Annotated in this window: 24 protein-coding genes; 18 read left to right on the forward strand and 6 right to left on the reverse strand. The window is 55.8% G+C overall.

Features of this window, described 5'->3' with window-relative positions:
• Positions 1–23: 23 nt before the first annotated feature.
• Positions 24–1,088, reverse strand: a complete 1,065-nt coding sequence (locus ACG98I_RS02640; protein WP_394718152.1) for an HAD family hydrolase — start codon at positions 1,086–1,088, stop codon at positions 24–26.
• Positions 1,089–1,200: 112 nt separating this feature from the next.
• Here ACG98I_RS02640 and ACG98I_RS02645 point away from each other — a divergent pair, with 112 nt between their 5' ends.
• The 9 genes from ACG98I_RS02645 (at position 1,201) to ACG98I_RS02685 (ending at position 11,109) form a co-directional block, all read left to right on the forward strand.
• A complete protein-coding gene (locus tag ACG98I_RS02645; RefSeq protein WP_394718154.1) occupies positions 1,201–1,443 on the forward strand; it encodes a glutaredoxin family protein in 243 nt (80 codons plus the stop codon).
• Between the two features lie 234 nt (positions 1,444–1,677).
• Complete coding sequence (locus tag ACG98I_RS02650; protein WP_394718155.1) at positions 1,678–3,030, forward strand: glutamyl-tRNA reductase; 1,353 nt, start codon at positions 1,678–1,680, stop codon at positions 3,028–3,030.
• Positions 3,031–3,071: 41 nt separating this feature from the next.
• Positions 3,072–3,965, forward strand: coding sequence for a hydroxymethylbilane synthase (hemC, locus tag ACG98I_RS02655; RefSeq protein WP_394718818.1), 894 nt, complete (start codon positions 3,072–3,074; stop codon positions 3,963–3,965).
• A 315-nt stretch (positions 3,966–4,280) separates the two neighbouring features.
• Positions 4,281–6,005: a uroporphyrinogen-III synthase gene (locus ACG98I_RS02660; protein ID WP_394718156.1), complete on the forward strand. Its 1,725-nt coding sequence runs from the start codon at positions 4,281–4,283 to the stop codon at positions 6,003–6,005.
• Positions 6,006–6,073: 68 nt separating this feature from the next.
• Positions 6,074–7,063 (forward strand): porphobilinogen synthase, encoded by a 990-nt coding sequence (gene hemB, locus ACG98I_RS02665; protein ID WP_394718157.1) that lies wholly within the window; start codon positions 6,074–6,076, stop codon positions 7,061–7,063.
• 64 nt (positions 7,064–7,127) lie between these two features.
• Positions 7,128–8,030: a hypothetical protein gene (locus ACG98I_RS02670; protein ID WP_394718158.1), complete on the forward strand. Its 903-nt coding sequence runs from the start codon at positions 7,128–7,130 to the stop codon at positions 8,028–8,030.
• A 48-nt stretch (positions 8,031–8,078) separates the two neighbouring features.
• Positions 8,079–8,564 (forward strand): hypothetical protein, encoded by a 486-nt coding sequence (locus ACG98I_RS02675; protein WP_394718159.1) that lies wholly within the window; start codon positions 8,079–8,081, stop codon positions 8,562–8,564.
• 64 nt (positions 8,565–8,628) lie between these two features.
• The gene (gene hemE / locus ACG98I_RS02680; RefSeq protein WP_394718160.1) at positions 8,629–9,687 is read left to right on the forward strand and encodes a uroporphyrinogen decarboxylase; all 1,059 of its coding nucleotides are present in this window, start codon (positions 8,629–8,631) and stop codon (positions 9,685–9,687) included.
• The gene (locus ACG98I_RS02685; RefSeq protein ID WP_394718161.1) at positions 9,688–11,109 is read left to right on the forward strand and encodes a protoporphyrinogen oxidase; all 1,422 of its coding nucleotides are present in this window, start codon (positions 9,688–9,690) and stop codon (positions 11,107–11,109) included.
• 110 nt (positions 11,110–11,219) lie between these two features.
• On the opposite strand, the gene ACG98I_RS02690 is transcribed toward ACG98I_RS02685, so the two are convergent.
• Positions 11,220–12,056, reverse strand: a complete 837-nt coding sequence (locus tag ACG98I_RS02690; protein ID WP_394718162.1) for an NAD(P)-dependent oxidoreductase — start codon at positions 12,054–12,056, stop codon at positions 11,220–11,222.
• A 39-nt stretch (positions 12,057–12,095) separates the two neighbouring features.
• On the opposite strand from ACG98I_RS02690, the gene ACG98I_RS02695 reads away from it, so the two are divergent.
• The 8 genes from ACG98I_RS02695 (at position 12,096) to ACG98I_RS02730 (ending at position 19,711) form a co-directional block, all read left to right on the forward strand.
• Positions 12,096–12,410, forward strand: coding sequence for a DMT family transporter (locus ACG98I_RS02695; RefSeq protein ID WP_394718163.1), 315 nt, complete (start codon positions 12,096–12,098; stop codon positions 12,408–12,410).
• Positions 12,411–13,139: 729 nt separating this feature from the next.
• Positions 13,140–14,471: a glutamate-1-semialdehyde 2,1-aminomutase gene (gene hemL, locus ACG98I_RS02700; protein WP_394718164.1), complete on the forward strand. Its 1,332-nt coding sequence runs from the start codon at positions 13,140–13,142 to the stop codon at positions 14,469–14,471.
• Positions 14,472–14,474: 3 nt separating this feature from the next.
• On the forward strand, positions 14,475–15,083 hold the full coding sequence (locus tag ACG98I_RS02705) for a histidine phosphatase family protein (protein ID WP_394718165.1): 609 nt from the start codon (positions 14,475–14,477) through the stop codon (positions 15,081–15,083).
• Between the two features lie 57 nt (positions 15,084–15,140).
• Positions 15,141–15,755 (forward strand): TlpA disulfide reductase family protein, encoded by a 615-nt coding sequence (locus ACG98I_RS02710; RefSeq protein WP_394718167.1) that lies wholly within the window; start codon positions 15,141–15,143, stop codon positions 15,753–15,755.
• 5 nt (positions 15,756–15,760) lie between these two features.
• Entirely contained in the window at positions 15,761–16,552 is a 792-nt protein-coding gene (locus ACG98I_RS02715; protein ID WP_394718169.1) for a cytochrome c biogenesis CcdA family protein, read from the forward strand.
• A 27-nt stretch (positions 16,553–16,579) separates the two neighbouring features.
• A complete protein-coding gene (locus ACG98I_RS02720; RefSeq protein WP_394718171.1) occupies positions 16,580–18,214 on the forward strand; it encodes a cytochrome c biogenesis protein ResB in 1,635 nt (544 codons plus the stop codon).
• A 136-nt stretch (positions 18,215–18,350) separates the two neighbouring features.
• Positions 18,351–19,445 carry a c-type cytochrome biogenesis protein CcsB gene (gene ccsB, locus ACG98I_RS02725; RefSeq protein ID WP_394718173.1) on the forward strand — a complete coding sequence of 365 codons (1,095 nt, stop codon included), beginning with the start codon at positions 18,351–18,353 and terminating at the stop codon, positions 19,443–19,445.
• 5 nt (positions 19,446–19,450) lie between these two features.
• The gene (locus ACG98I_RS02730) at positions 19,451–19,711 is read left to right on the forward strand and encodes a helix-turn-helix domain-containing protein (RefSeq protein ID WP_394718175.1); all 261 of its coding nucleotides are present in this window, start codon (positions 19,451–19,453) and stop codon (positions 19,709–19,711) included.
• Here the strand turns inward: ACG98I_RS02730 and ACG98I_RS02735 are convergent.
• Positions 19,708–20,052, reverse strand: a complete 345-nt coding sequence (locus ACG98I_RS02735; protein WP_394718177.1) for a hypothetical protein — start codon at positions 20,050–20,052, stop codon at positions 19,708–19,710. The two genes, ACG98I_RS02730 and ACG98I_RS02735, sit on opposite strands and share 4 nt — an antisense overlap.
• Before the next feature lie 49 nt (positions 20,053–20,101).
• Between ACG98I_RS02735 and ACG98I_RS02740 the strand changes: the two genes are divergently transcribed.
• Complete coding sequence (locus ACG98I_RS02740; RefSeq protein ID WP_394718179.1) at positions 20,102–20,428, forward strand: DUF4229 domain-containing protein; 327 nt, start codon at positions 20,102–20,104, stop codon at positions 20,426–20,428.
• Here the strand turns inward: ACG98I_RS02740 and ACG98I_RS02745 are convergent.
• Genes ACG98I_RS02745 through ACG98I_RS02755 form a run of 3 tightly spaced genes read right to left on the reverse strand, consistent with a single transcriptional unit; the run spans position 20,425 to position 23,424 of the window.
• Positions 20,425–21,639: an alpha/beta hydrolase-fold protein gene (locus ACG98I_RS02745; protein WP_394718181.1), complete on the reverse strand. Its 1,215-nt coding sequence runs from the start codon at positions 21,637–21,639 to the stop codon at positions 20,425–20,427. The genes ACG98I_RS02740 and ACG98I_RS02745 overlap by 4 nt on opposite strands.
• A gap of 12 nt (positions 21,640–21,651) precedes the next feature.
• Positions 21,652–22,551 (reverse strand): AEC family transporter, encoded by a 900-nt coding sequence (locus tag ACG98I_RS02750; protein ID WP_394718182.1) that lies wholly within the window; start codon positions 22,549–22,551, stop codon positions 21,652–21,654.
• Positions 22,552–23,424: a 1,4-dihydroxy-2-naphthoate polyprenyltransferase gene (locus tag ACG98I_RS02755; RefSeq protein ID WP_394718184.1), complete on the reverse strand. Its 873-nt coding sequence runs from the start codon at positions 23,422–23,424 to the stop codon at positions 22,552–22,554.
• Positions 23,425–23,566 lie beyond the last annotated feature (142 nt).

Here is a 23,566-nt window from a genome sequence, read left to right on the forward strand (position 1 = left end):
TCCCAGGGCCTTGTTTCTTTGGGTTAGTCAGTGTCTTTGGTGCTGCGCTTGAGGAGATAGCGCCAAGAACCAAAGGAAAAGACCGCGGTAATCAGGGTAGGAAGACCGTAGGTGCGGATTGCGCGGCGGACAGAGCGATAGTCGCGGATGAGCCAACCTTCGTCCTCGGCGATATCGCGCAGTTTCTTATCCGGGTTAATGGCCACAGCTGTGCCGACCATCGACAGCATGGGAACGTCATTGGCGGAGTCGGAATAGGCGGTGCAGCGCGATAGGTCCAGCTGCTCAATCGTGGCTAGTGCTGCCACCGCATGGCGCTTGCCGGGGCCGTGCAAAATATCGCCCACGAGTTTGCCGGTGAACTTGCCGTCTTTGACTTCAGCAACGGTGCCCAAAGCGCCCGTAAATCCAAAGCGGTGGGCCAGAATCTGTGCCAGCTGAACTGGGGTAGCGGTTACCAACCAGACCTGCTGGCCGGCATCCAGGTGCATCTGCGCCAAAGAGCGCGTGCCCGGATATGCGCGCCGGGCCATCGAATTGTCCACGATCTCTTCGCAGAGTGCCACCATGTCATCCACGGAGCGGCCTTTGAAGAACTCTAGGGCTAGTTCACGGCCAGTATCCACGTCTTGGGCATTTTCTTTACCGGATATGCGGAACTTAAGCTGCTTCCAGGCCATCGTGCGGATTTGCCGGAATGTCAAGTACTTCTTGCGGGCAAGCCCAAAGCCAAAGGAAATCAGCGAAGATCCCTGAATGAGCGTGTTATCCACATCAAAGAAGGCAGCAGTACCGGAATCAATGGGAATGTCTGGGTCTTGTGCGGTGATGTGCTTAGCGCCCGCAGCATCGAAAGAACCAGAGACGGAATCCACGCCCTTGGCATAAGAGTCCAAGTCCAGGCCGTAGACCTCTTCAATTGCCGCGCTTGCGGCCGCTTCGCCAGCCTCACGCTGTGCTTCATCATCAATCGGCGGGAAATAGGTATTTTCCAAGAAGTTACGCAGATTGCCGCGGCTGGCCGTCCAGTTGCTCAAAAAATCACGAGGAGAGTCAGGAAAGCCAGGAGGGGTAGGGTGAGAAGACATCGCGCATTCCTGGGTTAGGGGTTAAAACTTAAAGTTATCGGTAACGTGTCCATCGTAGTACGTTTGCCTCTTTCCCGTGATGTGAAGGAAAGAATAAGCCGGTTGAAGGAGAATGAAGATTCATATCGTTGAGTTGATGGTGCGGACCACCTGTGGTTCCTGCAAGCGCGTTCAAGAACAAATCACACCCGTTGTTGCTGAGGCAGGTGCTGAGCTTGTTATTCGCAATGTTGACCATGATTCGGAGCTTGCAGCTGAATATGGCGATCGCGTGCCCGTAGTGGTGGTTGACGGCGAAGAGTTTAGTGCGTGGGAAGTAGATAATGCAGAATTAGCAGCAGAGCTTGCCCTTTAGCCGCCCAGTTCGGGTTTAGCGCACGAAAAGGGTATCCTTTGGTTTGATCTTAGATATCGTACTTTTTATTGATTAAGAATTGATTTAAAGGAGTGCGGTGCGAGAGTCGTTCCCCGTCCCCAACTTTTCCCACTTATGACCAGGCAGCACTATGCTTCAGCAGGTTATGAGTTTATTGGGAATTGATAAACCGTGGAATCGCACTCGTACACACGCCTTGGTGGAGGAAAGTTCATGAGCATGCTCGTTGTGGGAATGTCTCACCAGTCAGCGCCGGTAGCGCTGCTGGAACGGCTCAGCATGGATGACACAGTTCGCAATGACACATGCGATGTATTAACGCATAAGCCTTCATTGTCAGAGGCCATGATTATATCCACTTGTAACCGCCTTGAGGTGTATACGGTCACCAACTCTTTCCACACTGGCGTCCAAGATGTGGTGAAGGTGTTGGCTGAAAATTCTGGCGTAGATGAAGATGAGCTGCGTGGTTATCTTTATGTCCGTTACGCGGATGCCGCCGCAGAGCACATGCTGACCGTTGCCGCTGGTCTTGATTCCATGGTGATTGGTGAGCAGCAGATTATTGGTCAGGTTCGCACCGCGTACCAGCTGGCCGCCGAGCAGGGCGCGGTTGGTCCGCGCATCCATGCTTTGGCGCAGGCTGCGCTGCACACCGGCAAGCGCGTCCATTCAGAGACCCAGATTGATGAGGCCGGCTCATCCATGGTGTCTTTTGCTTTTGACCAGGCCATGATGGCTATGGGCACGGTTGATTTGAAGGGCAAGACTGCCTTGATTCTGGGTGCGGGCGCCATGAGTTCTTTGGCTGCTACCCAGGCGGGGCGTTTGGGCGTTGAGAAGTTGATCATCGCCAACCGTACCTTCGAGCGCGCCGAGCGTCTCGCTGGCCATGCTCAAGAGGCTGGAGTGCAAGCGGAAGCGATTGATTTTTCCCAGCGTGCGCAGGTGCTTGCCGATGTCGACGTGGCCATCTCCGCGACCGGCGCCCAAGGCTTTACGCTCAAGAAATCAGATGTGCCGCAGGGCCATGATTTGATGATGATTGATCTGTCTTTGCCACGCGATATTGATGACGCAGTCATGGAGCTAGATGGCGTGCATTTGATTAATATTGAGCGCTTAAGCAATTCGCTGGATGCGGCTGATACCGAAGTCGCGGGTGGAAGTGACCCACAGGCAGAAGCGCGCAGCATTGTGCGTGAGGAGCTGGAGGCATATAGCACCGCCCAGCGCGTTCGTGATGTCGTGCCAGCGGTTGCCGCATTGCGCCGCCGTGCCGCAGATGTCGTTGAATGCGAAATGGGCAGGTTGCAGCAAAAGTCGCCAGAGCTAACCGATGAACAATTAGGCGATGTCTCGCACGCCTTAAAGCGCGTTGTGGATAAGCTTTTGCATGAACCAACCGTGCGCGCGAAGAAACTCGCTGCTGATCACGGTACGGTCAGTCATGAAACTGCTCTGCAGGAGCTATTCGGCCTGCAGCTAGAAGGCTCCGGTGTGTCCGTTGATGTTAAAGAATTACCGGAGAACCTTGATATGCCCGCATCAGGAAAGGATGTTTAATAATGGTAAATCTTCAACCTGAATCTACTTCGGGCACCCCTTTGAAAAAGATTGGTACCCGTGGCTCCAAGCTGGCTACCACCCAAGCTGGTCATGTGCGTGATTGGATTGCGGAGCAAGGCACCCCAGGTGAGCTCCACATCGTGACCACCGCGGGCGATGTCAACATGGCACCAGTTGAGCGCATTGGCGTTGGTGTGTTTACCCACGCCTTGCGTGAGGCACTGCATGGCGGGGAATGCGATGTCGCGGTGCACTCCTTCAAGGATCTGCCAACCGCACCAGATGAGCGGTTCCACCTGATTGTGCCAACGCGTGAAGATAACCGCGAAGCGCTCATCGCTCGTGATGGCATGACCTTGCAGACCCTGCCAGAGGGTGCAAAGGTGGGTACTTCTGCACCGCGACGTATTTCCCAGCTCAAAGGCATCCGTCCGGATCTGGATATCCGCCCACTGCGCGGAAATATCGAAACCCGCATGTCCAAGGTCACTGATGGTGAACTCGATGCCGTCGTTTTGGCTTATGCTGGTCTCGTCCGTGCGGGCTACGCCGACCGTGCCACGGAAGTTTTCGATCCGCAGACCGTTATGCCGGCTCCTGCCCAGGGCGCGTTGGCTGTGGAAGTCAATGAACATGATGCTGATATGGTCAATGCCGTTAACGCTGTGGCAGATGCCCGCGCGGGTTTGGCTGCGGCCGGCGAACGCGCTATTTTGCGCCGCCTCGAAGCAGGTTGTACCGCACCAGTTGCAGCGACCTCTGTGATCGAAGACAACATCATCACTATCTACGGTGGCGTTTTTGCCCTGGACGGCTCCAAGCAGCTATTGGCGCAAGAGACTGGTCCTTTAGAAAATGCCGCCGAGCTGGGCTTGGAAGTAGCAGAGAAGCTCTTTGCACAAGGCGCATCCAGCATTCTGGATGCTGAATAAGAGCGTTCAGCCGAGGCCGTGATCACTGCTCTATATCACCCACGCCAGGCGCGGGTTTTGATTAGGGCTAGGTCAACTTATATGGTGTAGATATCACATGGTCTTCTGAGGGAGTTATATCGGCTCCCTTTTATAGTCCCAGGGCGTTAAAACCCTGGGCTTTTAAGTGTCAAAGACCAGCTTAAAATTTCCGTTTTGCACATTGGCTAAATGGTTAGCGTCGGCGCAGTCACCATCGGGACGATTTTATGATGGTGGAATGCGTTGTTAACGCTGACCGCATATTTGGCCGTTGATACTAGAAAAGAACCTTTAATGAGCAATGCCGTGCCCCAGCTTGGCAAAGTCATCTTCGTTGGCGCAGGCCCAGGAAACCCTGATTTGCTGACCGTGCGCGCCCGCGAAGTACTTGCACATAATGCGATCGCAATCGTTGATGTTGAGGTTTTAAACGGCGTCAGAGACATAGTCGGCTCGGCTCTTCCAGTCCCTGAGGACAAGCTTAAAGCATACGAAGAGCACTACGAGCAATTGGTTGCCGAATCCAAGGCGCAAGGCGCACGACGCAAGCCACCACGTCCGCCTGCACCAACCGCAGCGGATTTGCGTGAAGCTGCTCCGTCTAATGGTCAGTCGAATGCCACAGTTAACGTGCAGGCGCTGACCGAGGGATTGAATGATGCCCAAGCTTTTGCTGTTGAGCACTCCCACCCGGAATCCCTCGATGTCATTCGTTTGGTCTCCGGCAATCCGCTGAATCGCGAATCCATCAAGGAAGAAATCAACGCGGTCGCAGCAGCCGGTCTGGAATTCCAGGTTGTACCAGGCATGTCTTTGCCTTCCACCGTGCCTTCCTTCGCTGGTCTGGCACTGGGTTCTACCTACACCGAAGCAGATGTCACCGACGGCGACGTGGACTGGGCACGTCTTGCGCAAGCCGCACAGCCACTAGTGCTGCAGGCTACCGCTGAGCACCTGCCGGAAATTTCCTCTCAGCTGCTCAACCGCGGTTTGCCTGCGGATACTGAAGCTTTTGTCACCGTGCATGGCACGACCCGTTTGCAGCGGACTTATGAAACGAACCTAGGAACTATCGGCAAGCTCAATGCTGAACTCGTGGGACCACTGGTGATCACCTTGGGCCGTAGCTTTGATGACCGCACTAAGTACTCCTGGTGGGAAAACCGCTCGCTTTATGGCTGGCGCGTGCTCGTGCCACGCCCAAAGGACCAGGCAGCATCAATGTCTGCGCGCCTGGCATCTTATGGCGCAATCCCGCAGTCGGTTCCAACTATTTCGGTCGAGCCGCCACGCAACCCAGCGCAGATGGACCGTGCTATCAAGGGGATTGTCGAAGGCCGCTACAAGTGGATCGTGTTTACCTCCGTCAATGCGGTTACTGCCGTGTGGGACAAGATTTTTGAACTCGGCCTGGATGCACGTGACTTCGCCGGGGTAAACTTGGCTGCAGTGGGCGAGAAGACCGCCGATGCGATTCGTAAGAAGGGCATGCAGCCAGAGGTTCTGCCAAAGCCTAACCGCCAAAACGCTGAAGGCTTGGTGGATGTCTTCCCGAATTACGTCGAAGATATCGATGCCGTGGGCCGCGTGCTGTTGCCACGCGCTGATATCGCTGGCGAAGCACTGGTTACCGGCCTGGAAGCACTGGGCTGGGAAGTTGATGATGTCGTGGCTTATCGCACCGTGCGTGCGGCACCGCCTTCAGCGGAAGTCCGCGACATGATCAAGTCCGGTGGCTTCGATGCCGTTGCATTTACCTCCGGTTCTACCGTGCGCAACCTCGTTGGTATAGCCGGCAAGCCGCACCAGCGCACCATCATCGCGTGTATTGGTCCATCTACCAAGGCTGCAGCCGAAGAGATGGGCTTGCGCGTTGACGTGGTGCCGGAAGTAGCGGATGTGCCATCGCTAGTTGATGCCCTCGCCGACCACGTTGCCGGTCTACGCGCAGCTGGTAATCTGCCTGCTCCACGCAAGAAGCGTCGCGCGCGTAAGAAGACGATTAAGGTTGAAAGTTAAAAGAGCTTGGAAGCTTTTTAACTTTCAAGTCTGATTTCGTTTCGAAGCTATAAGGAGCTTGATTTAAGGTGAGCTATTTTCCACATCGTCGTCCACGTCGTTTGCGCCAGAACTCAGCCATTAGAGCGCTGGTAGCGGAAACTCAGCTTTCACCGCAGGACTTCATCTTGCCGATGTTTTTCGCAGATGGCATTGATGAGCCACGCGAAATCACCTCCATGCCGGGCGTTTACCAGCACACTGAAGAGTCCCTGGTCACCGCTGCGCGCGAAGCACTAGAAGCTGGCGTTAAGTGCGTGGACCTCTTCGGCGTCCCGTTGGATTCTGATAAGGATGCGCAAGGTTCACCTGCGTGGGATCCTGAAGGTGTTCTCAACCGGGGTATTCGCATCCTGCGCGAAGAATTCGGTGATGACCTGCTGATCATGGCTGATACCTGCCTGGATGAATTCACTGATCACGGCCACTGCGGCGTCATTGATGATGCCGGAAACGTGCTCAATGATGAGACCTTGGAGCTCTACGTTGCCATGTCCATTGCGCAGGCTCGCGCTGGTGCACACATTGTTAGCCCTTCAGGCATGATGGATGGCCAAATCGGCGCTATCCGTGAAGGCCTCGATGCCGCTGGCTTCGAAGACGTCGCCATCATGGCGTACTCGGCGAAGTATGCATCGGCCTTCTTCGGTCCTTTCCGTGAAGCCGTGGGCTCTTCTCTGCAGGGCGATCGCCGCACCTATCAGCAGGACCCAGCCAACTACCGCGAATCCATGTTGGAAGTAGACCTGGATGTTGAAGAAGGCGCTGATTTTGTCATGGTCAAGCCAGCTCTTCCTTACCTGGACGTGCTCTCTGGCGTGGCGGAGCGTTCTCCAGTCCCTGTTGCTGCCTACCAGGTCTCTGGTGAGTACGCGATGATTAAGGCGGCGGGCGCTAATGGTTGGATTGATGAAAAGGCCGTTATGATGGAGTCTTTAATCTCCATTAAGCGTGCCGGCGCTGACCAGATTTTCACCTACTTCGCTACCGAAGCAGCGCGCGAACTCAAAAAGTCCTAGCCGGCGCAGCACAATTTTATAAGCTCATCTTTTCTCGCCGCAGTCTCAAGGAGGCCACCACACTGTGATTCCCGCGACGATGTCCGCAGCTTCGCACACCACCCCCTCTTCGCCTAACCTCGGCGGGGAGCAAAAGACCGGGGAGGCTCCTGCTGCGGAACCACAGGGGCACGAGGATTCCCGCAAGCTTCCTGAGCACCACGAGGCCGCACCGACGCCACCTGAAAAGGGCGGCAAGAAGCTGCTCGATGGAAAACCCGAATCCGTGCAGCTGCTGCTGCAGGTTATGGCTGGTGCCATCGCGCTGGAGTTTATTCACCAGATCTTCTCTTTTATCCTAGCGGTTCTAAACTTTGAGGTGCTCAAGGCCACGGCTCGTCAGACAGTGGGCGAGGAATCAGAGCTTTCCGGGACCATGGTCACCCTCACCGCGTGGGGTTCTTTGGCGCTGACAACTATTATCTCGCTGACCATCATCGGCATTTTGGCATGGATGCTGTGGCTGTTGAATAAGAAGTCCAAGCATGCTGGCACCGCGCGACGAATGCTGTTCGTGTTCTCCTTGTACTTCACATTCCGCCTCTTCTTGGTGTTTGTGACTCGCCCAACCACTGGTTCGGATGCACCGGATTGGCTGTATGTCTTTGATGGCTCGCTCCAGATTCTGGTAGGAGTTGCCGCTATTTTGGTGCTGGTGTTCTCTTCCCGTGAAGAAACCCTGGAATACACCGGCGAAATGGAAAAGCTCCGCCAGATGGAGAAAGAGCAAAAGGAACGCCAGGAACAGCGCGCGCGTGAGCTCAAAGAGAAGAATGAGAAGAATTCTTCGGGCAAGGGCTCCAAGAAAGTCCAAGACGAGCAAGACTATGGCACGTTCAAGGGCATGCTGAATCGCTGGCGCAAAAATGACAAGAATAGCGATAAGGGCGATAAGAAAGACAGCGACAGGGATAAAGACTCTAAGTAGAGTAAAGCCTGTGAGCACGCACCAGATTGTGGATGAAGGGTAGACGCGATGAATGACTACGATAGGCGGGAAGGACCGGTTGATTACAACCGCAGTTACACCCCGCCCAGCGTTCCCCAGGAACTGGCGCCCGCTCCCTTGCGTTGGGCGTATTGGGTTCTGATCGTCGCTGCCGTCATCATGCTGTGCGCTGGTCTCGTGGGCTTCTTCGGCACTGGTGCGGAGCCTGTGACTGAAGAGCCAGGCGCGGTGAAATTCAACCGCTACCTGATTGCGGGCACCAATGTTATTGGTGCAATCATCTTCTCTTTGACCGCGCCGCAGCTGGCGCAGGGCTCAAAGATTGGTCGTCGAGTCATCACCGCGACCTCATGCGTCGTGCTCTTTGTCATTGTCGCGGGCTATCTCATTGGTGTATCCGGTTTCTTCCTCATTCTCATCCCGATTTTCATCGCTACCGCGCTGGTAATGATGTTTCGGCCTTCCGCCAATGCTTATATCGCTGAGAAGGCCGGCGACCCGAGCTGGGATTAAACACGCACGCCATGCCAGCTGCACAACTCATACTTTTGAATGATAGTCAGGCATAATGACTAGTATGTCGAAACGTAACCTCACCAATGCTCCTTTGCTTGATGCTGCTCTTGGAAAGACCCCATCACGCCCACCAGTCTGGTTCATGCGCCAGGCGGGGCGCTCCTTGCCGGAATACCGGGAAGCACGCAAGGACATCTCGATGCTGGATTCGTGTTTCATGCCGGAGCTGCTTGCAGAAATCACGTTGCAGCCAGTCCGCCGCCATGATGTTGATGGCGCAATCCTTTTCTCCGATATTGTGGTTCCGCTCAAGGCGGCAGGTGTCGGTGTAGAGATTGTTGCCGGCCGCGGTCCGGTCATGGACAAGGCCATCACGACCATTGAAGACGTGAAGAATTTCCCTATCTTGGACAATCACGTGCCTGAGGTCGCCGAGGGAATCAAGATCATCCTTGATGAACTCAATGACTCCCAAACACTCATCGGTTTCGTGGGTGCGCCATTCACCCTCGCGTCTTACCTGATTGAGGGCGGGCCATCGAAGAACCATGAAAAGACCAAGGCTTTGATGCATTCTGAGCCGAAGACCTGGCACGCACTGATGGAACGTCTGGTTCCGACCATCACCAATTTCCTGGATGTTCAAGTAGATGCTGGTATTGATGCAATGCAGCTCTTTGACTCTTGGGCGGGCTACCTCAATCGCGATGATTACCGAGAGTATGTCTTGCCGTACTCCACGCAGATCCTGAAGCACGTTGAAGGCGTTATCCCACGTATTCATTTCGGTGTGGGCACCGGTGAGTTGCTCTCTGCCATGACGGAAGCTGGTTCTGAGGTCATGGGTGTGGACTACCGCGTACGCATGGATGATGCAGCACAGCGTATCCACGCTGATAATGGTGCACGTGTGCTGCAGGGTAACTTGGATCCTGCATTGCTTTTTGCTGGCGATGACGCTGTTCGCGGTGCTGTTCGCAAGATCCGCGAGCAGGTTGCGAGCGCGAAGGCAGCAGGCCATGCAACCGGACATATCTGGAACCTGGGGCATGGTGTGCTGCCAACTACTGAAGCGGAAGCGATCACGCGTGCAGTATCTATCATCCACGAGGAGGGCTAAATGAGAATTGCCATTATCGGCGCAGGACTAGCCGGGCTAACCGCGGCATATGAGCTTCGTGAGCTAACGACATTTGAGGATTCTCAGGTGGATGTCTATGAAGCTTCAGACCGTATCGGCGGAAAGCTCTTTACCGTGCCTTTCAACGATGGCCCGGTTGATCTTGGCGCTGAGGCATTCTTAGCTCGCCGCGAAGACGCTGTCGAGTTCTTCACTGAGCTCGGCCTCGCGGACTCCCTAGTGGAGCCTTCCGGAAAGTCCTCTCTGGTCTACTCTGGTGATAAATTGCAGAATCTGCCGCGCGGTGGCGTCATGGGAATTCCATCCACCTCTGCACCGATTGCACACTTGGTCAGCGAAGACACTACCCGCACCATTGATGCTGAGGCACAATCCGCAGCAATTGATTGGACGGTCGGGGAGGACCGGAGCATTGGCAAGCTCGTGCGTGAGCGCTACGGTGATGAAGTTGTTGACCGTGTAGTTTCATCACTGCTTGGTGGCGTTTACTCTTGCCTGGCCGATGATTTAGGCATCCGCGCAACCGTCCCACAGTTGGCCGAAGCTTTTGATGCCTTGGCTGAAGCGGGGGAGAAGGTCACCCTCTCCGGTGCGGTGGTCAAGATTGAACAGTCCCGCCCCGCGCCGACTGATGGTCCAACCAAGCCTGTTTTCAATGCTTTCTCCGGTGGTTATGCCGAGCTTTATGAAACCCTGGCGGAGAAATCCGGCGCAGATATCCACCTGGATACGTTCGTCTCCGGCATCACTTTTGATGCTCAGACCTCCACGTACACCATTGCTGGACAGGGCGTTCCGGGGGATACGGAACCTTATGACCGCGTCATTTTGGCAACCCCAGCGCCCACCACGGCGCGACTGCTATCGAAGGTTGCACCAGAAGCTGCTGATGCCCTCAAATCAGTCAAGCTCGCAAGCTCTGCTGTAGTGGGCTTCAAGTTTGATTCCGATGCTGGTCTCCCCGATAATTCCGGACTCCTTATCGCATCTGACCAGCTGGGCGTGCACGCGAAGGCGTTTACGTTTAGCTCCAAGAAATGGCCACACATCAAGGACCGAATCGGTGATGGCGCAGTCATTCGCGCAAGCTTCGGACGCTTTGGTGATGACTCCTTGGCGCGTGAGGACGAAGATACCTTGGTGGATTACGCCCTCGATGATCTCAAGACCATCACCGGTTTTGATGCCCGCGAAGCTGGCGTGAGCGAAATCTACACCCAGCGCTGGTTCGGTGGCCTGCCACGTTTCGACGAGAACCACCTGGCCACCGTTGCAACCGTGCGTGAGGAACTCAATGCGCAACCAGGACTGGACGTCACCGGTGCCTGGGCTGGCGGTGTTGGTGTTCCGGCCGTTGTCGCAGATGCCCGCGCTGCAGCCAAGCGCATTCTCGAAGGATAAATCTTTCACAGTCGCGAAACTTTTTGCGCACTATGGCAAAAGGCCCCGAGCACAGGAATAGTCCTGTGCTCGGGGCCTTTACTCGTTAATTAGCAGCTGAAGCAAGGTAGTTAATCTTTGCGGTAAACAAAGATGGATGAGAAGTCCTCATCCCCGTGGCCCAATTCCTGCTGGCGCTCGAAGTTCTTGATGGCAGCTTGAACTGCCGGCAGTTCCTGGTCAGCGGTGTCCACCATCAGCTTGGAATCCTTGCACAGGGCATCCACGGTGAAATCACCAGGAGCGGTATCGCGCTCACCCAGAATGAAGGGGGCCTTCATGTTCTTCATGAACGCCAGGCCCGTTATGTCCAGCATCTTCAGGACTTCTTCCTGTGCCAGGCCTTCAGATTCGCCAAGGTTGAGAGCTTCCAATACGCCCTGTGCAGTGACAGACAGTGCCAGGTTAGCCAGTAGCTTGCCTGTGGCAGCCTTGGCAGCAGAATCCACACCAATCAGCTTGTTCTCACCAGCCCATGGACGTGCAATATCAAGCGCAACGTCGCGGCGTGCATCATCCGGGGTGCCCACGTAAACGCCGAGCTCGCCATTACGTGCAGGGATCAAGGAACCAACGACCGGTGCGTGGACATAAGACTCCACTGCATCAGCGAATTCACGTGCTGCTTCCGGAGAAACGGTGGTGGTGTCAATCCAGGTCACGCCTGCTGGAATCAACTTCGGTTCAATGACAACCTCACGGATATCATCCGGGCCAAACAACGAGGTGATGATGACTTCAGCACCCTCCACTGCTGCGGCCGGGGAGTCCGCGAGCGTTGCGCCCTCATCTACTAATGGTTGTGCGCGCTCCGCTGTGCGGTTCCACACGGTGACCTCATGCGACTTCATGACGTGGCGAGCAAGCTCCGTGCCCATACGGCCAGTTCCTAAAAATGCAATGTTCATAACAACCCATTGTGCCAAAGAAGTGTAAAAGTAGGGGTCATGGCTTGGTTTGTACTCATCGCTTCAGGTGCTTTCGAATCCGTCTGGGCAATCGCCTTATCCAAATCAGACGGATTCACCCGGCTATGGCCGTCCGTTACGTTTGCCCTCGCCGTGGTGATTTCCATGGGAGGACTCGCCTGGGCGATGAAATCACTCCCAGTCGGAACAGCTTATGCCGTGTGGGTCGGTGTCGGTGCATCACTGACCATCATCTATTCTTTCGCCACCGGCGCCGAAGCCGTCACCATGGCCAAGCTCATCTTCCTATTGATGATCATCGCCGGCATCATAGGACTCAAAGTCGTCAACTAACCTCAGCGGCCCACGTGCATTAAGGAATCACTAGGCGTAGTGATGGCAAGTCAGTGCCCGGAAAGTGTAAGACCGGGCCTTTCTGCTCGGGCTCCTTCTTCGCAGGCGCAGGTTTCGGCGCCGGTTGTGGTGCTGGCTGCGGAGCGGGTCGCGGCGCAGGTTGCGGTGTGGGTCTTGGGGGCTGCTGTGGTGCAGGTTGCGGCGCAGGTGTATGACGCTGTGCGGGCTGTTCAATCGGTTGCTCAGACGCAGGATTCGCCGCGGGCTCAGAGGATCCTGGTTCGGCTGGTGCTGGCTCGGCAGAAGCAGTCGCCTCTTCTGATTCAGACGGTTGCGTAGACGTATGTGATTTCTGTGACTCTCCGGCTCTGGCGCCAAAGCCATCGCGCCGGGAAACCGGCTGTGGTTGGTGCGCCGGCTGCCACTCAGAAGTAGCGGTTGCCGCGACCTGCTCAGTGGCAACCTCTTCAGTTGTACACGCTGCGAGTGTGCTCGCCACCAACACAGCGATTACACCCGCACGCAGTGCCAATCTGCCTTGTGATTTCGCGTGCTTAACGGCCGAAAAAATACCCTGAAACAATGCCGAACCCCCGAGTCTGGCTATTTATGAGAAGCCCCGCCCCCGAAACTTCTCCTTCCTGAATCAAGATCAGAGTCTAGCGGGTCGCTAATGAAGGCGCATCACAGCATTTACTCAAACTTTTGTATAGCGAGAAAATACGTACAATGAGGGCTATGCCTTCTTTCCAGGACACATCATCTAATTCTGCTACGTGGTTCGAGCGCGCAAGCAAAGTTACCCCAGGTGGAGTAAATTCTCCCGTCCGTGCCTATGGTTCTGTCGGCGGCCAAGCCCGCGTGATTGCATCCGCTCAGGGCTCCCAGCTCACCGATGTTGACGGAAATACCTACGTCGACCTCGTTGGCTCTTATGGCCCCATGATTCACGGCAACGCCCACCCAAAAATGGTCAAGGCGGTGCAGGAAGTAGCCACCAGCGGCTTGTCTTTCGGCGCGCCCACCATTGGGGAGACGCTCCTGGCGGAAGAAATCATCTCCCGCACCGCAGCGGAAAAGGTTCGCCTGGTTAATTCCGGTACCGAGGCCACCATGTCCGCTGTACGTTTGGCGCGTGGCTTTACCAGCCGCGCCAAGGTCTTGAAATTTGATGGCTGCTACCACGGCCACGTGGATGCGTTGTTGGCTGCCGCCGGTTCCGGTGTTGCAACGCTGGCGCTGCCAGATTCCCCAGGTGTTACCGGTGCTTCGGCAGCCGATACCATTGTTGTGCCATATAACGATCTCGATGCCGTCAAGCAGGCTTTCGCTGATAACCCAGGCGAAATTGCCTGCATCATCACTGAGGCTGCTGCCGGCAATATGGGCACCGTCGCACCGCAGGAGGGCTTCAACCAGGCGCTCAAAGATATCGCGCATGCCGATGGCGCGCTGCTCATCCTCGATGAGGTCATGACTGGTTTCCGCACCTCCCACCAGGGCTGGTTCGGCGTGGATAATGTCGCCGGTGACTTGGTGACCTTCGGCAAGGTCGTCTCCGGTGGTCTGCCAGCAGCTGCTTTTGGTGGACGCGCAGACATCATGGATTACCTGGCTCCGGTAGGTCCGGTCTACCAGGCAGGTACGTTGTCGGGTAACCCCGTGGCCATGGCATCAGGTTTGGCATCGCTCAAGCTTGCCGATGAATCCCTGTATCCCCGCCTCGCCGCGCACGCTGACCGCTTGTCGGATCTGATTTCTTCTGCGTTGAGCGCCGAAGGCGTGGCTCATAATATGCAGCGGGCATCGTCGATGCTGTCCATCCGCTTTGCTGAGGGCGAAGGCCGCAACTTCGATGACATGAAGGCAGCCGATACCTTCCGCTTTACTCCTTTCTTCCACGAGCTTCTTTCCGGCGGCGTCATGGTTCCACCAAGCCCATTTGAGACCTGGTTTGTATCTGATGCGCTGACGGACGATGATTTTGAGGTAATTGAAAAAGCCCTCAAGCCAGCGGCACAAGCTGCGGCGAAGGCAACCGCCCCCGGGAAGGACTCCTAAGCTGTGACGAAAACCATCGTCCACCTCGTGCGCCACGGCGAGGTTCATAACCCAGACAAGATTTTGTACGGCCGGATCCCCGGCTACCACCTGTCTGCCCGCGGCCATTCCATGGCAGCACGCACCGCGAAGGCTTTCGAAGGCCACGATGTGACCTATCTGGCAGCTTCTCCTTTGCAGCGCACCCAGGAAACCGCACAGCCTTTTGCCAAGGTCACAGGCCTGGATGTGGAGATAGATAAGACCCTGATCGAATCGGGAAACCGTTTTGAAGGTCTCCACGTCAAGGGCGTACGCTCAGCCCTGTGGAATCCACAGCGATGGCCGCTTCTGCGTAATCCTTTGCAGCCATCCTGGGGTGAGCCTTTCACTGAGATTGCTGCACGCATGATGGACGCCGTCGAACGCGCCCGCATGCATGCGGAAGGCGATGAGGCGATTTTGGTTAGCCACCAGCTGCCAATCGTTATGGTCCAGCGCACGGTCTTAGGACTGCGCTTGCCGCATGCACCGTGGAACCGCGAATGCGATTTGGGATCGGTGACGTCCGTTGTCTTCAGCGATGACCAGATCATCGATATTTTCTACTCTTCACCTGCGCAAAGTATCTAGTCACCAGAATCTTTTCTTTAGCACCTTTCAAACTTTTACCCCAGAAAGTCTCTTTTCATGTTTGACTCCAAGCGCCTCGTCGCGGCGGCCACCCTCGCGGTAGCCAGCGTGTTCTTGGCCTCGTGTGCCCAAGAGTCCGAGAATGCCCAAAACGCAGTTGCTGTGGGCGGCACTTTCGAATTCATCACCCCGGGTGGTCAGCAAGAGATTTTCTACGAAGAAGCAGAGCGTAAACCGCTGCAGTCTTTCTCGGGTGAGTCTTTGATGAATGAAGGTGAGACTATTTCGCTCGATGATTATGAGGGCGAGATCGTCATCTTGAATTCCTGGGGCCAGTGGTGCGCACCGTGCCGTGCTGAGGTCGATGACCTGCAGCGCGTTCAGGAAGACTTGGAAGAGCGTGAGCTGGGCACCGTGCTGGGCATCAACGTGCGCGATTACAACCCGCAGATTGCACGCGATTTCAAGGAAGACAATGGCGTCACCTTCCCATCTATCTACGATCCACCATTTAAGACCGCAGCAGCCCTGGGTGGTGTTCCTACTTCGGTGGTTCCCACCACGATTGTGCTCGATGAACAGCACCGCCCAGCGGCTGTTTTCTTGCGCGGAATTACAGATACTGACCTCTTAGAAGTCATTGATGACCTCGAGCAAGAACAAGCGAGCTAAATTACGTGACTGAAATTGGAAGCGCTTTCGCAGATGCAGCCCTATCCGGGCCGCTGCTGCTGGGCATCTTGGCCGCCGCCGCAGCCGGACTGGTCTCTTTTGCATCACCGTGTGTGGTGCCTTTGGTTCCGGGATATATGTCCTACCTGGCCAGCATCGTTGGTGGCCAGGTCGAGTTCAAGAACAATAACCCGGTGGTGACCAAACAACGCCAATGGGCAGTGGTTGGCGCCGCGCTCTTATTTATTCTCGGATTCACCGTCGTCTTCGTGCTGGCCACCGTGTCAGTCTTTGGCGCTATCTCCCTTCTTACCCTCAATGCAGATTTGCTCATGCGCATCGGTGGCATTGTCACCATTTTGATGGGCATCGTGTTCATGGGCGGCATTGGCTTTATGCAAAATGACACGCGCATGGCACCAGGCCGCTGGACCAGCTGGCTCGGTGCACCCCTGCTCGGTGGCGTCTTCGCTCTAGGTTGGACCCCTTGCTTGGGCCCCACCTTGGCTGCCATTATCTCAGTCTCAGCTGGTACCGAAGGCATGACCGCGTTACGCGGAACCATCATGATCATCGGATACTGCCTGGGTCTGGGCCTGCCATTCCTGCTCGTTGCACTGGGCTCTGCTCGTGCGATGCGCAGTATCGAATGGATGCGCAAGCACTCCCGCAAGATCCAGATTTTTGGCGGCATCGCCATGATCATCGTGGGGCTCTTGCTTGTGTCCGGCGCGTGGGCATACTTCATCAATTGGGTTCGTCAATGGACCGTCGAATACGGCATGACGCTGATTTAAGCGTAAGAATAGGAGACTGTCCTCGCCATGAAGAAAATCCGTACTTGGCTTCGCCGATCCTGGCATTGGCTCACCAGCATGCGCACCGCACTCGCGCTGCTCTTTTTGCTCGCACTGGCAGCGATCCCCGGATCTCTGCTGCCACAGCGTGATTTGAATGAATCCAATGTCAATGAATTCATTGAATCCAACGGTCGCGTCGCAGAAATCTACGACTCACTGCAGCTTTTCGATGTCTTTAACTCCACGTGGTTTACCGCCATCTTCGTGCTGCTGACCATCTCTCTGGTCGGCTGTATTATTCCGCGTTCCTGGGATCACTACAAGGCTTGGAAGACCCCACCCACGCGTGCGCCGCGCAACCTCAACCGCATGCAGATGTATGCCACCGGTGAGACTGAGCGCAGCTTCGATGAGATGCACGCCCAAGCTCAGACCATGCTGAAGAAGTGGCGAGTCTCTGAGTTTAAGCCCGACGAAGACCGAGCGGGTGCGCACACGTTTTCCGCTGAGCGCGGCTATGCCCGTGAGCTGGCGAACCTCATCTTCCACATCTCTTTGGTCGCCATCCTGGTATTCGTTGCCTTTGGTCGTTTGGTCTACTACGAGGGCCAAGTCATCGTGGTGACCAATACCGGTTCCAGTGATCTGGAGCAGTCCACCGAATTTTGCAATACCTCGCTGTCGAATTATGACAGCTTCCGCGCAGGCTCGCTTTTCGATGGCACCGGCCTGCACGACTTCTGCTTCCAAGCTCATGACTTCATTGGTGATTACTTGCCGAATGGCCAGGCTGAGATGTTCACCTCGAATATCTCCTATGCCGAGGGCGAGGATATTTTCACCGATCCAGAAACCTGGGAAGACTATAAGCTCCAGGTCAATCACCCGCTGCGTACGGACAATAACCGAATCTACTTGCAGGGCCACGGTTTTGCCCCAACCGTCACGGTGGAGTGGCCCAATGGTGAGACTCGTACTCAAACGGTGCAGTTCCGCCCAGATGATCCCACCTTCTTCCTCTCTTCTGGTGTGATGCGTTTTGACCCACCAGCGGGCATGTACCCGGATCTCTATGAGCGCCGTCAAAACCAGATCGCTATTCAGGGTCTCTTTGCACCTACCGCCCAGTGGGAAGGCGATAATAATGAGCTTCTGACCTCGAGTTTCCCAGCGATGATGGATCCGGCAATGGCGGTTGATATCTACCGTGGCGATGCCGGTTTGGATACAGGTAATGCCCAGTCCATCTTCGACCTGGATTCCTCACTGGTGCACTCTGGCCAGCTCCAGCGCATTGATCGCGTTAACCTGCTCAAGGATGAATCAGTCACGCTGGACGATGGCACCGAAATCACCTTCAACGGCGCCAATGAGTTCGCCAATTTCCAGATTTCCTATGACCCAACCCAAAAGTGGGTCCTGCTTTCTGCCATCACGATGCTCATCTCGCTGGTGTTCTCACTGGTGATTAAGCGCCGCCGCATTTGGATTCGTCTGCGCCCACTCGATAACGGCGCGGGTACCTCGATTGAGATGGCAGGTCTGGCCCGTACCGACCGCGCTGGTTGGTCTGAGGAATTCGATGAGCTCTACCGCGAGTTCATGGAATTACCAGATCCGGACGAAGTCGAGGAAGACGCAATCTTCGTCGATGACTAAATCCAACTCCCCGCTTTGGGCATCTCGCTTGAAGCATCCGACTCGTCCGAAAGTTGGTCACGGGAGTACAAAAGTAGTAGAGTCCTGTGCATATAAGCTGCATTTAGCGGTCTAACTCCGATAGGTAAGAATTCTCATGCCGGTTAATCAAAACCTTTCTAATTTCTCAGATATTGCATTCCAGACGGCGTTTATTATCTACGCGGTCGCGCTGATTTTGTCCCTGATGTACTACGGCCGTCTCAACGGCGTGATCAATTCACGCCGTGAGGTCAAAGCTGCTAAGGCTGATTCCACCAAGGCCACCGGCGCATATGCGTCGGGTACCTATGCGGAGGCGAACTCAGGATCGGAAAGCACCGGCACTGCCGGTACCGGTACCGCCGGTGTTCTCGTCGATGATGCAAATGGCTCCGATGATTCCTCGACCAAGTCTTATTCGCAGTTGAAAGAAGATTTGGCAAAGAGCGAGTCCAAGTTGGACCGACTTGGCGGCATGACCAACTCTTTGCTGTGGGTGGGCCTGGTTCTGCACCTTGCGTCCATCGTGTTGCGCGGCCTGGCGGTTGCACGATTCCCAATGGGCAACCTCTATGAGTACATGCTGGCTATTACCTTCGGCGCAATGCTCGTGATGATGGTGGCTATGCAGCGCAAGGAATGGCGCACCCTGTGGCCTTGGATTCTGACTCCACTGCTCGCGCTAATGTTCTACGGATCCACCGAACTTTATGCTGAATCCGCTCCAGTTGTTCCGGCACTGCAATCCAACTGGTTGCCAATCCACGTGACTATCGTGTCCCTGGGTGGTTCACTCGGTATCGTTTCCGGTATTGCTTCGGTGCTGCACCTCATTCGCCGTTCCCAGCCAAAGGGTAAGGAGAAGGGCTTCATGGGTGCGATCGCGAAGCCACTGCCTGCTGAGAAGAAACTCGATCAGCTCGCATACCGCGTCGCCGTGGTCACCCTGCCCGTTTTCGGCCTAGGCATCGTGCTGGGTGCCATCTGGGCGGAAGCCGCCTGGGGTCGTTTCTGGGGCTGGGACCCGAAGGAAACCGTGTCCTTTGCAACCTGGATTCTCTACGCCGCATACCTGCATGCGCGTGCGACTCCATCGTGGGCGAAGTTTGCGCCATGGATCAATATCGTCGCGCTGGTCACGATGATCTTTAACCTCTTCTTCATCAACATGGTGGTCTCTGGCCTTCACTCATACGCCGGACTAAACTAACGGAAATGAGTAATCCAACCCGCAAGAAACTGGGCAAGCCAGCGAGTGAGAATGAAGCGCTGGTAGCTCTAGGGGAGCAGCTAGCGCAGCGCCGCCGCGATTATGGCATTGTGCAGCAAGACCTCGCGAAAACTGTCGGGGTATCCCGCTCCACGCTGCACACCATCGAACACGGTGGGGAAGGCGTGCGCTGGGAGAAAGTGGTTGCAGTCGCTAATGCCCTGAATTTTGATTTCACTCTTACTCAGCGCGACCAGGCTGATTAAGAATCTTTCGGCGCTTCACCAGAATTGTCGCCGCTTGATTCGCCGTCAGATTCACCACGCGAGTCATCCCCGGACTTATCTCCTGACGCATCTCCGCGATTTTGAGCTTGAGGATTATTGCGGCGCTTTTCTTCTTCAGCGCGTTCGCGCGCACGGCGCTGCTTGAAGGCTTCTTTTTCTAGGTTCCACAAGAAATCTTCATCATCGTCGGGGCCCTTGATTTCACGCTGCGGCTGCTGTTGTTGAACGGCGGTCTTGCGCTTCCAGGAGCTTGGACCGAAGGCCTTCCAGACCAAAACAACAGCGACGATAAGCAGTAGAAGAAGTAGTAGTCGACCCATATAGCCCATGATACGGGGCGTATAACCTGAGGAGGTAAACTAGTTGCCTGTGAATGATCAAGCACCTACCCCAGACCCAGAACTTCGTAAGAAGTCGCGCCGCGCCGTTGTGAAATATGGTCTCGCACGCCTGGGACTGTTCATTGGTCTTACCATCGTGATTCAGGCTTTGGCCATCGCAATCGATGCCCCGGTCCCACTGGTCTTTACTGCGCTGCTGGCGCTTTTTGTGGCGCTGCCGCTGTCCATGCTGGTCTTTTCCAAGTGGCGCGCGGAAGCCACCGAGTCTTTGGCGGAATACTCCCGACAGCGTCAAGAACACAAGGCCTGGGTGCAGCGCGAGCTGTCCGGCCGTGGTCAGGACGAAGACATCTAAGCAAGTGCAAAGAGGTGCTCTATGAGCGCCACGCGCCACCAAGCGTAATCATGCCCGCCATCGTAGACGTTGAGCTCATGGCGGGCTTTGTGCGTATTCAGGGCCATATCCAGCAGGTGCGCTTTATTAACCATGGCGCCCTCACGCGCGCCCACATCAATAATGATGCGTGCGGGCACCCTATCTGCTTGATAGACCTGCTCGACCAGCCAACCATGGCTTGGTTTGTCCAAATCGCGTGGGGTGGAACGCTGGGTGCTGTGTGGAGCCCCTGGGGCACCGGGCACATCAGGGCTAAACCACAAAGATGGCGATTGCGCGATGACAGCGTGATAGGACTCTGGATACTGCAATCCTGCAATCAGCGCCGAGAGCCCGCCTAGAGATTGACCGGCAATAATATGACGCTGTTTATCCAGTATCACGCCCGCGTGCGCAGCGTGCTTCTGCAGCCACGCGGTACCGTCCGTGGCAATGGCAGCTAAGAAATCCTTATTGGCGCGTAGCTGCTGCATCCGATGGGGCGTATCCCGATTGCGCACCCCAAGCACCGCAACCGGTCCCATGCCAGCGGCCATAGCGGCCTCGAGTGCAGTCGGTAGGCTAATGCGGTCGAACCAGGCTTCGGCATCAAAAAGCGTCAGAACCGCGCAAGGCTTGTCTGTTGCGGGGAAATAACCCATTACATCGATATCAGATCCGGCCAAGTGCCCTGAGATAACTGTTCCCTGAATATTCACCGGTCGGTGAGTCCACGCAGTGCTTTCAGGGGCATGTACGCCCGAGACCACTGACAGTCCGCCCGCGTTATCTAAACGTTCTGTGCCATGCGGGTCAGCAACAGTGAGGAAACCATTGTGCGGTGGGCGCTGGGTGGCAGCATCACCCGCTAGTTCCTTCTCAGTGAGCAGTCGGAAGCCATAAGAACCACGATAAGTGGGGGAGAGTTCCATTTCTAACGCCCAAATATCGGTTTCGGGAACCTGCCGCATCAGGCCTGTATTAAAATGCTGCTTATCAGTGATGCGGTTGAGAAAAAGATGCACTCCGCGCACCGCGGCGAGCTCGGCTTTGTCGAGGTCCAACTCGCTCAGGCGAAGAAGAAAAGTAGCAGTAGTGCCATCAACCAGCGGGGTACCTTGGTGCACAAGGTCCTGCCAAGCATGCTCTAGCTCACCTGCATGAGCGGCAGCAGTCAGCTTCTCAATCACAACAACTCCCGATTAACGTCCGAAGAGCGCTGCGATGATCAGCATGACCGGCAGGGATGCGAAGGTGGTGATGAATACCGTATCGCGCGCAATTGTTTGCCCACTTTGGTAGGTCGCGGCGAAGTTGTAGACGTTCTGCGCAGTCGGCAACGCACACAGGATGGTGCAGGCATAGACTAAGTCTGATTCAAGGCCGAGCAGGGTAGCGGTGAGGTAGCCTGCCACCGGCATGGCAACCAGCTTCAATACCGTGGCGGTCAGCACAGCTGGACGTGCAGAGGTATCCGACAGTACGCTGCTGCCATAGATCGAGGCGCCGAAACTCATGAGCACCATCGGGATGGATGCGCCACCAAGTAGTGCAATAGGTTCAGCGACGGGAGCCGGGACTTCCCAACCGACCACCGCGACGATGAAACCAGCAATGGATGCCAGTACCACCGGATTCAGAAGTCCGGATTTTACTGAACTGAGGAAAGAACCCCCGCCGAGCATGCCCAAAATGATGGGCGTGAATACCATCATCTGCAATAGCATGATGGGCACGACATGCGTGGAATCACCGATGACGTAGATGCTCACCGGTAAGCCGATATTGACCGAATTGAAATAGCTGGCCGAGCCGGCGCCGATGCCGATTCCGGCTGCGCCTTGGCGGAAGAAGATGACGCCATAAATAACGGAGACTGCCACGGTCGCAATTGTGATCACGAGGGTGACTGGCGTCAGGAAATTTTCGGGTTCGGATTTGGAGACGGCATCGAAAAGCAGCGCCGGCGTGGCCGCATAAAAGGCGACGCGGTTGAACATGAGCCGCTCTATATCAGAGCGGATGATCTTAGTGCGCGCTAAAAGATACCCGACCGCGATGACGGCCAGGATGATGGCAAAACCAGTGATGACGCCGAGCATTTAAACCAGCGCCACGGCGAGTGCGACGGTAACCGCCCAAATCAGCATGGCGCGGCCGGTGAGCCCCAGTACCGGAATGAGCTCCGGTCCGCGCGCTCCCTTATTAACGGTGCGCACTGAGGTGAGGGCGAAAGGAATATAAGCCAAACCGATGAGCGCGAGCCAGGAGCCGATGGAAATCAGGATGGTGTAGACCACCGGCAGCGTGAGCAGGATGGTAAATAGCATGCGGGAGCGAGCATCGCCCAAGCGCACGGCCAACGTAATCTTGCCGGTCTGTGAATCGGAGGGAATATCGCGGATATTATTTGCCAGGTTCACTGCGGCGCTCATACCGCCGATGCCCAGGGCCAGCAGGAGGCCCGTCCAAGACAGCGTGCCGGCTTGAGTGAATTGGGTGCCGAGTACCGCAACCAGGCCGAAGAAAACGAAGACGGCGACCTCGCCTAAGCCCCGGTAGCCATAAGGGTTTTTGCCGCCGGTATAAAACCAGGCGCCGGCGATACAGAATGCGCCGATGAGAATAAACCACCACGCGCCAGCAGCCAACGAGAGCCAGATGCCGGCGATACCTGCGACGGCGAAGCAGCCGAAAGCTGCGAACTTCACGTGCTGAGGTTTGGCCAGGCCACCGCCGGTGAGGCGCTGCGGGCCGGTGCGATCATCATCAGTACCGCGGATGCCGTCGGAATAATCGTTGGCAAAGTTCACGCCAATAATCAGCGCCCACGCCACGATCAGTGCAAGCAGAGCCCGGCCGAAATGGAACCCACCGATGGCTGCGGCAGCGCCGCTACCAGCAAAGACAGGGGCGAATGCATTCGCCCAGGTGTGTGGGCGCGCGCCCTCAAGCCAATTTTTTGCACTAGACATAGGACTCATTGTCTCACGATGGAAAATTTGCTGCTAAAAGTGCTCTATGAAGCTCAAGCTTGCCGATGGTTAACCTCATTACTTTTGCCCTAAATTCCTTGTTCTCGACTGCGCGTTTTCACGACTGAACTACTAGGGTTTG

Source organism: Corynebacterium sp. L4757, assembly GCF_043673995.1.
Classification (GTDB): domain Bacteria; phylum Actinomycetota; class Actinomycetes; order Mycobacteriales; family Mycobacteriaceae; genus Corynebacterium.

Bases quoted from the DNA above. Each gene is read 5' to 3' on its own strand.
- ACG98I_RS02640 (WP_394718152.1), bottom strand. From the start codon at position 1,088: ATGTCTTCTCACCCTACCCCTCCTGGCTTTCCTGACTCTCCTCGTGAT.
- ACG98I_RS02645 (WP_394718154.1), top strand. From the start codon at position 1,201: ATGAAGATTCATATCGTTGAGTTGATGGTGCGGACCACCTGTGGTTCC.
- ACG98I_RS02650 (WP_394718155.1), top strand. From the start codon at position 1,678: ATGAGCATGCTCGTTGTGGGAATGTCTCACCAGTCAGCGCCGGTAGCG.
- ACG98I_RS02660 (WP_394718156.1), top strand. From the start codon at position 4,281: ATGAGCAATGCCGTGCCCCAGCTTGGCAAAGTCATCTTCGTTGGCGCA.
- ACG98I_RS02675 (WP_394718159.1), top strand. From the start codon at position 8,079: ATGAATGACTACGATAGGCGGGAAGGACCGGTTGATTACAACCGCAGT.
- hemE (WP_394718160.1), top strand. From the start codon at position 8,629: ATGTCGAAACGTAACCTCACCAATGCTCCTTTGCTTGATGCTGCTCTT.
- ACG98I_RS02685 (WP_394718161.1), top strand. From the start codon at position 9,688: ATGAGAATTGCCATTATCGGCGCAGGACTAGCCGGGCTAACCGCGGCA.
- ACG98I_RS02690 (WP_394718162.1), bottom strand. From the start codon at position 12,056: ATGAACATTGCATTTTTAGGAACTGGCCGTATGGGCACGGAGCTTGCT.
- ACG98I_RS02695 (WP_394718163.1), top strand. From the start codon at position 12,096: ATGGCTTGGTTTGTACTCATCGCTTCAGGTGCTTTCGAATCCGTCTGG.
- hemL (WP_394718164.1), top strand. From the start codon at position 13,140: ATGAGGGCTATGCCTTCTTTCCAGGACACATCATCTAATTCTGCTACG.
- ACG98I_RS02710 (WP_394718167.1), top strand. From the start codon at position 15,141: ATGTTTGACTCCAAGCGCCTCGTCGCGGCGGCCACCCTCGCGGTAGCC.
- ACG98I_RS02720 (WP_394718171.1), top strand. From the start codon at position 16,580: ATGAAGAAAATCCGTACTTGGCTTCGCCGATCCTGGCATTGGCTCACC.
- ccsB (WP_394718173.1), top strand. From the start codon at position 18,351: ATGCCGGTTAATCAAAACCTTTCTAATTTCTCAGATATTGCATTCCAG.
- ACG98I_RS02730 (WP_394718175.1), top strand. From the start codon at position 19,451: ATGAGTAATCCAACCCGCAAGAAACTGGGCAAGCCAGCGAGTGAGAAT.
- ACG98I_RS02735 (WP_394718177.1), bottom strand. From the start codon at position 20,052: ATGGGTCGACTACTACTTCTTCTACTGCTTATCGTCGCTGTTGTTTTG.
- ACG98I_RS02750 (WP_394718182.1), bottom strand. From the start codon at position 22,551: ATGCTCGGCGTCATCACTGGTTTTGCCATCATCCTGGCCGTCATCGCG.
- ACG98I_RS02755 (WP_394718184.1), bottom strand. From the start codon at position 23,424: ATGTCTAGTGCAAAAAATTGGCTTGAGGGCGCGCGCCCACACACCTGG.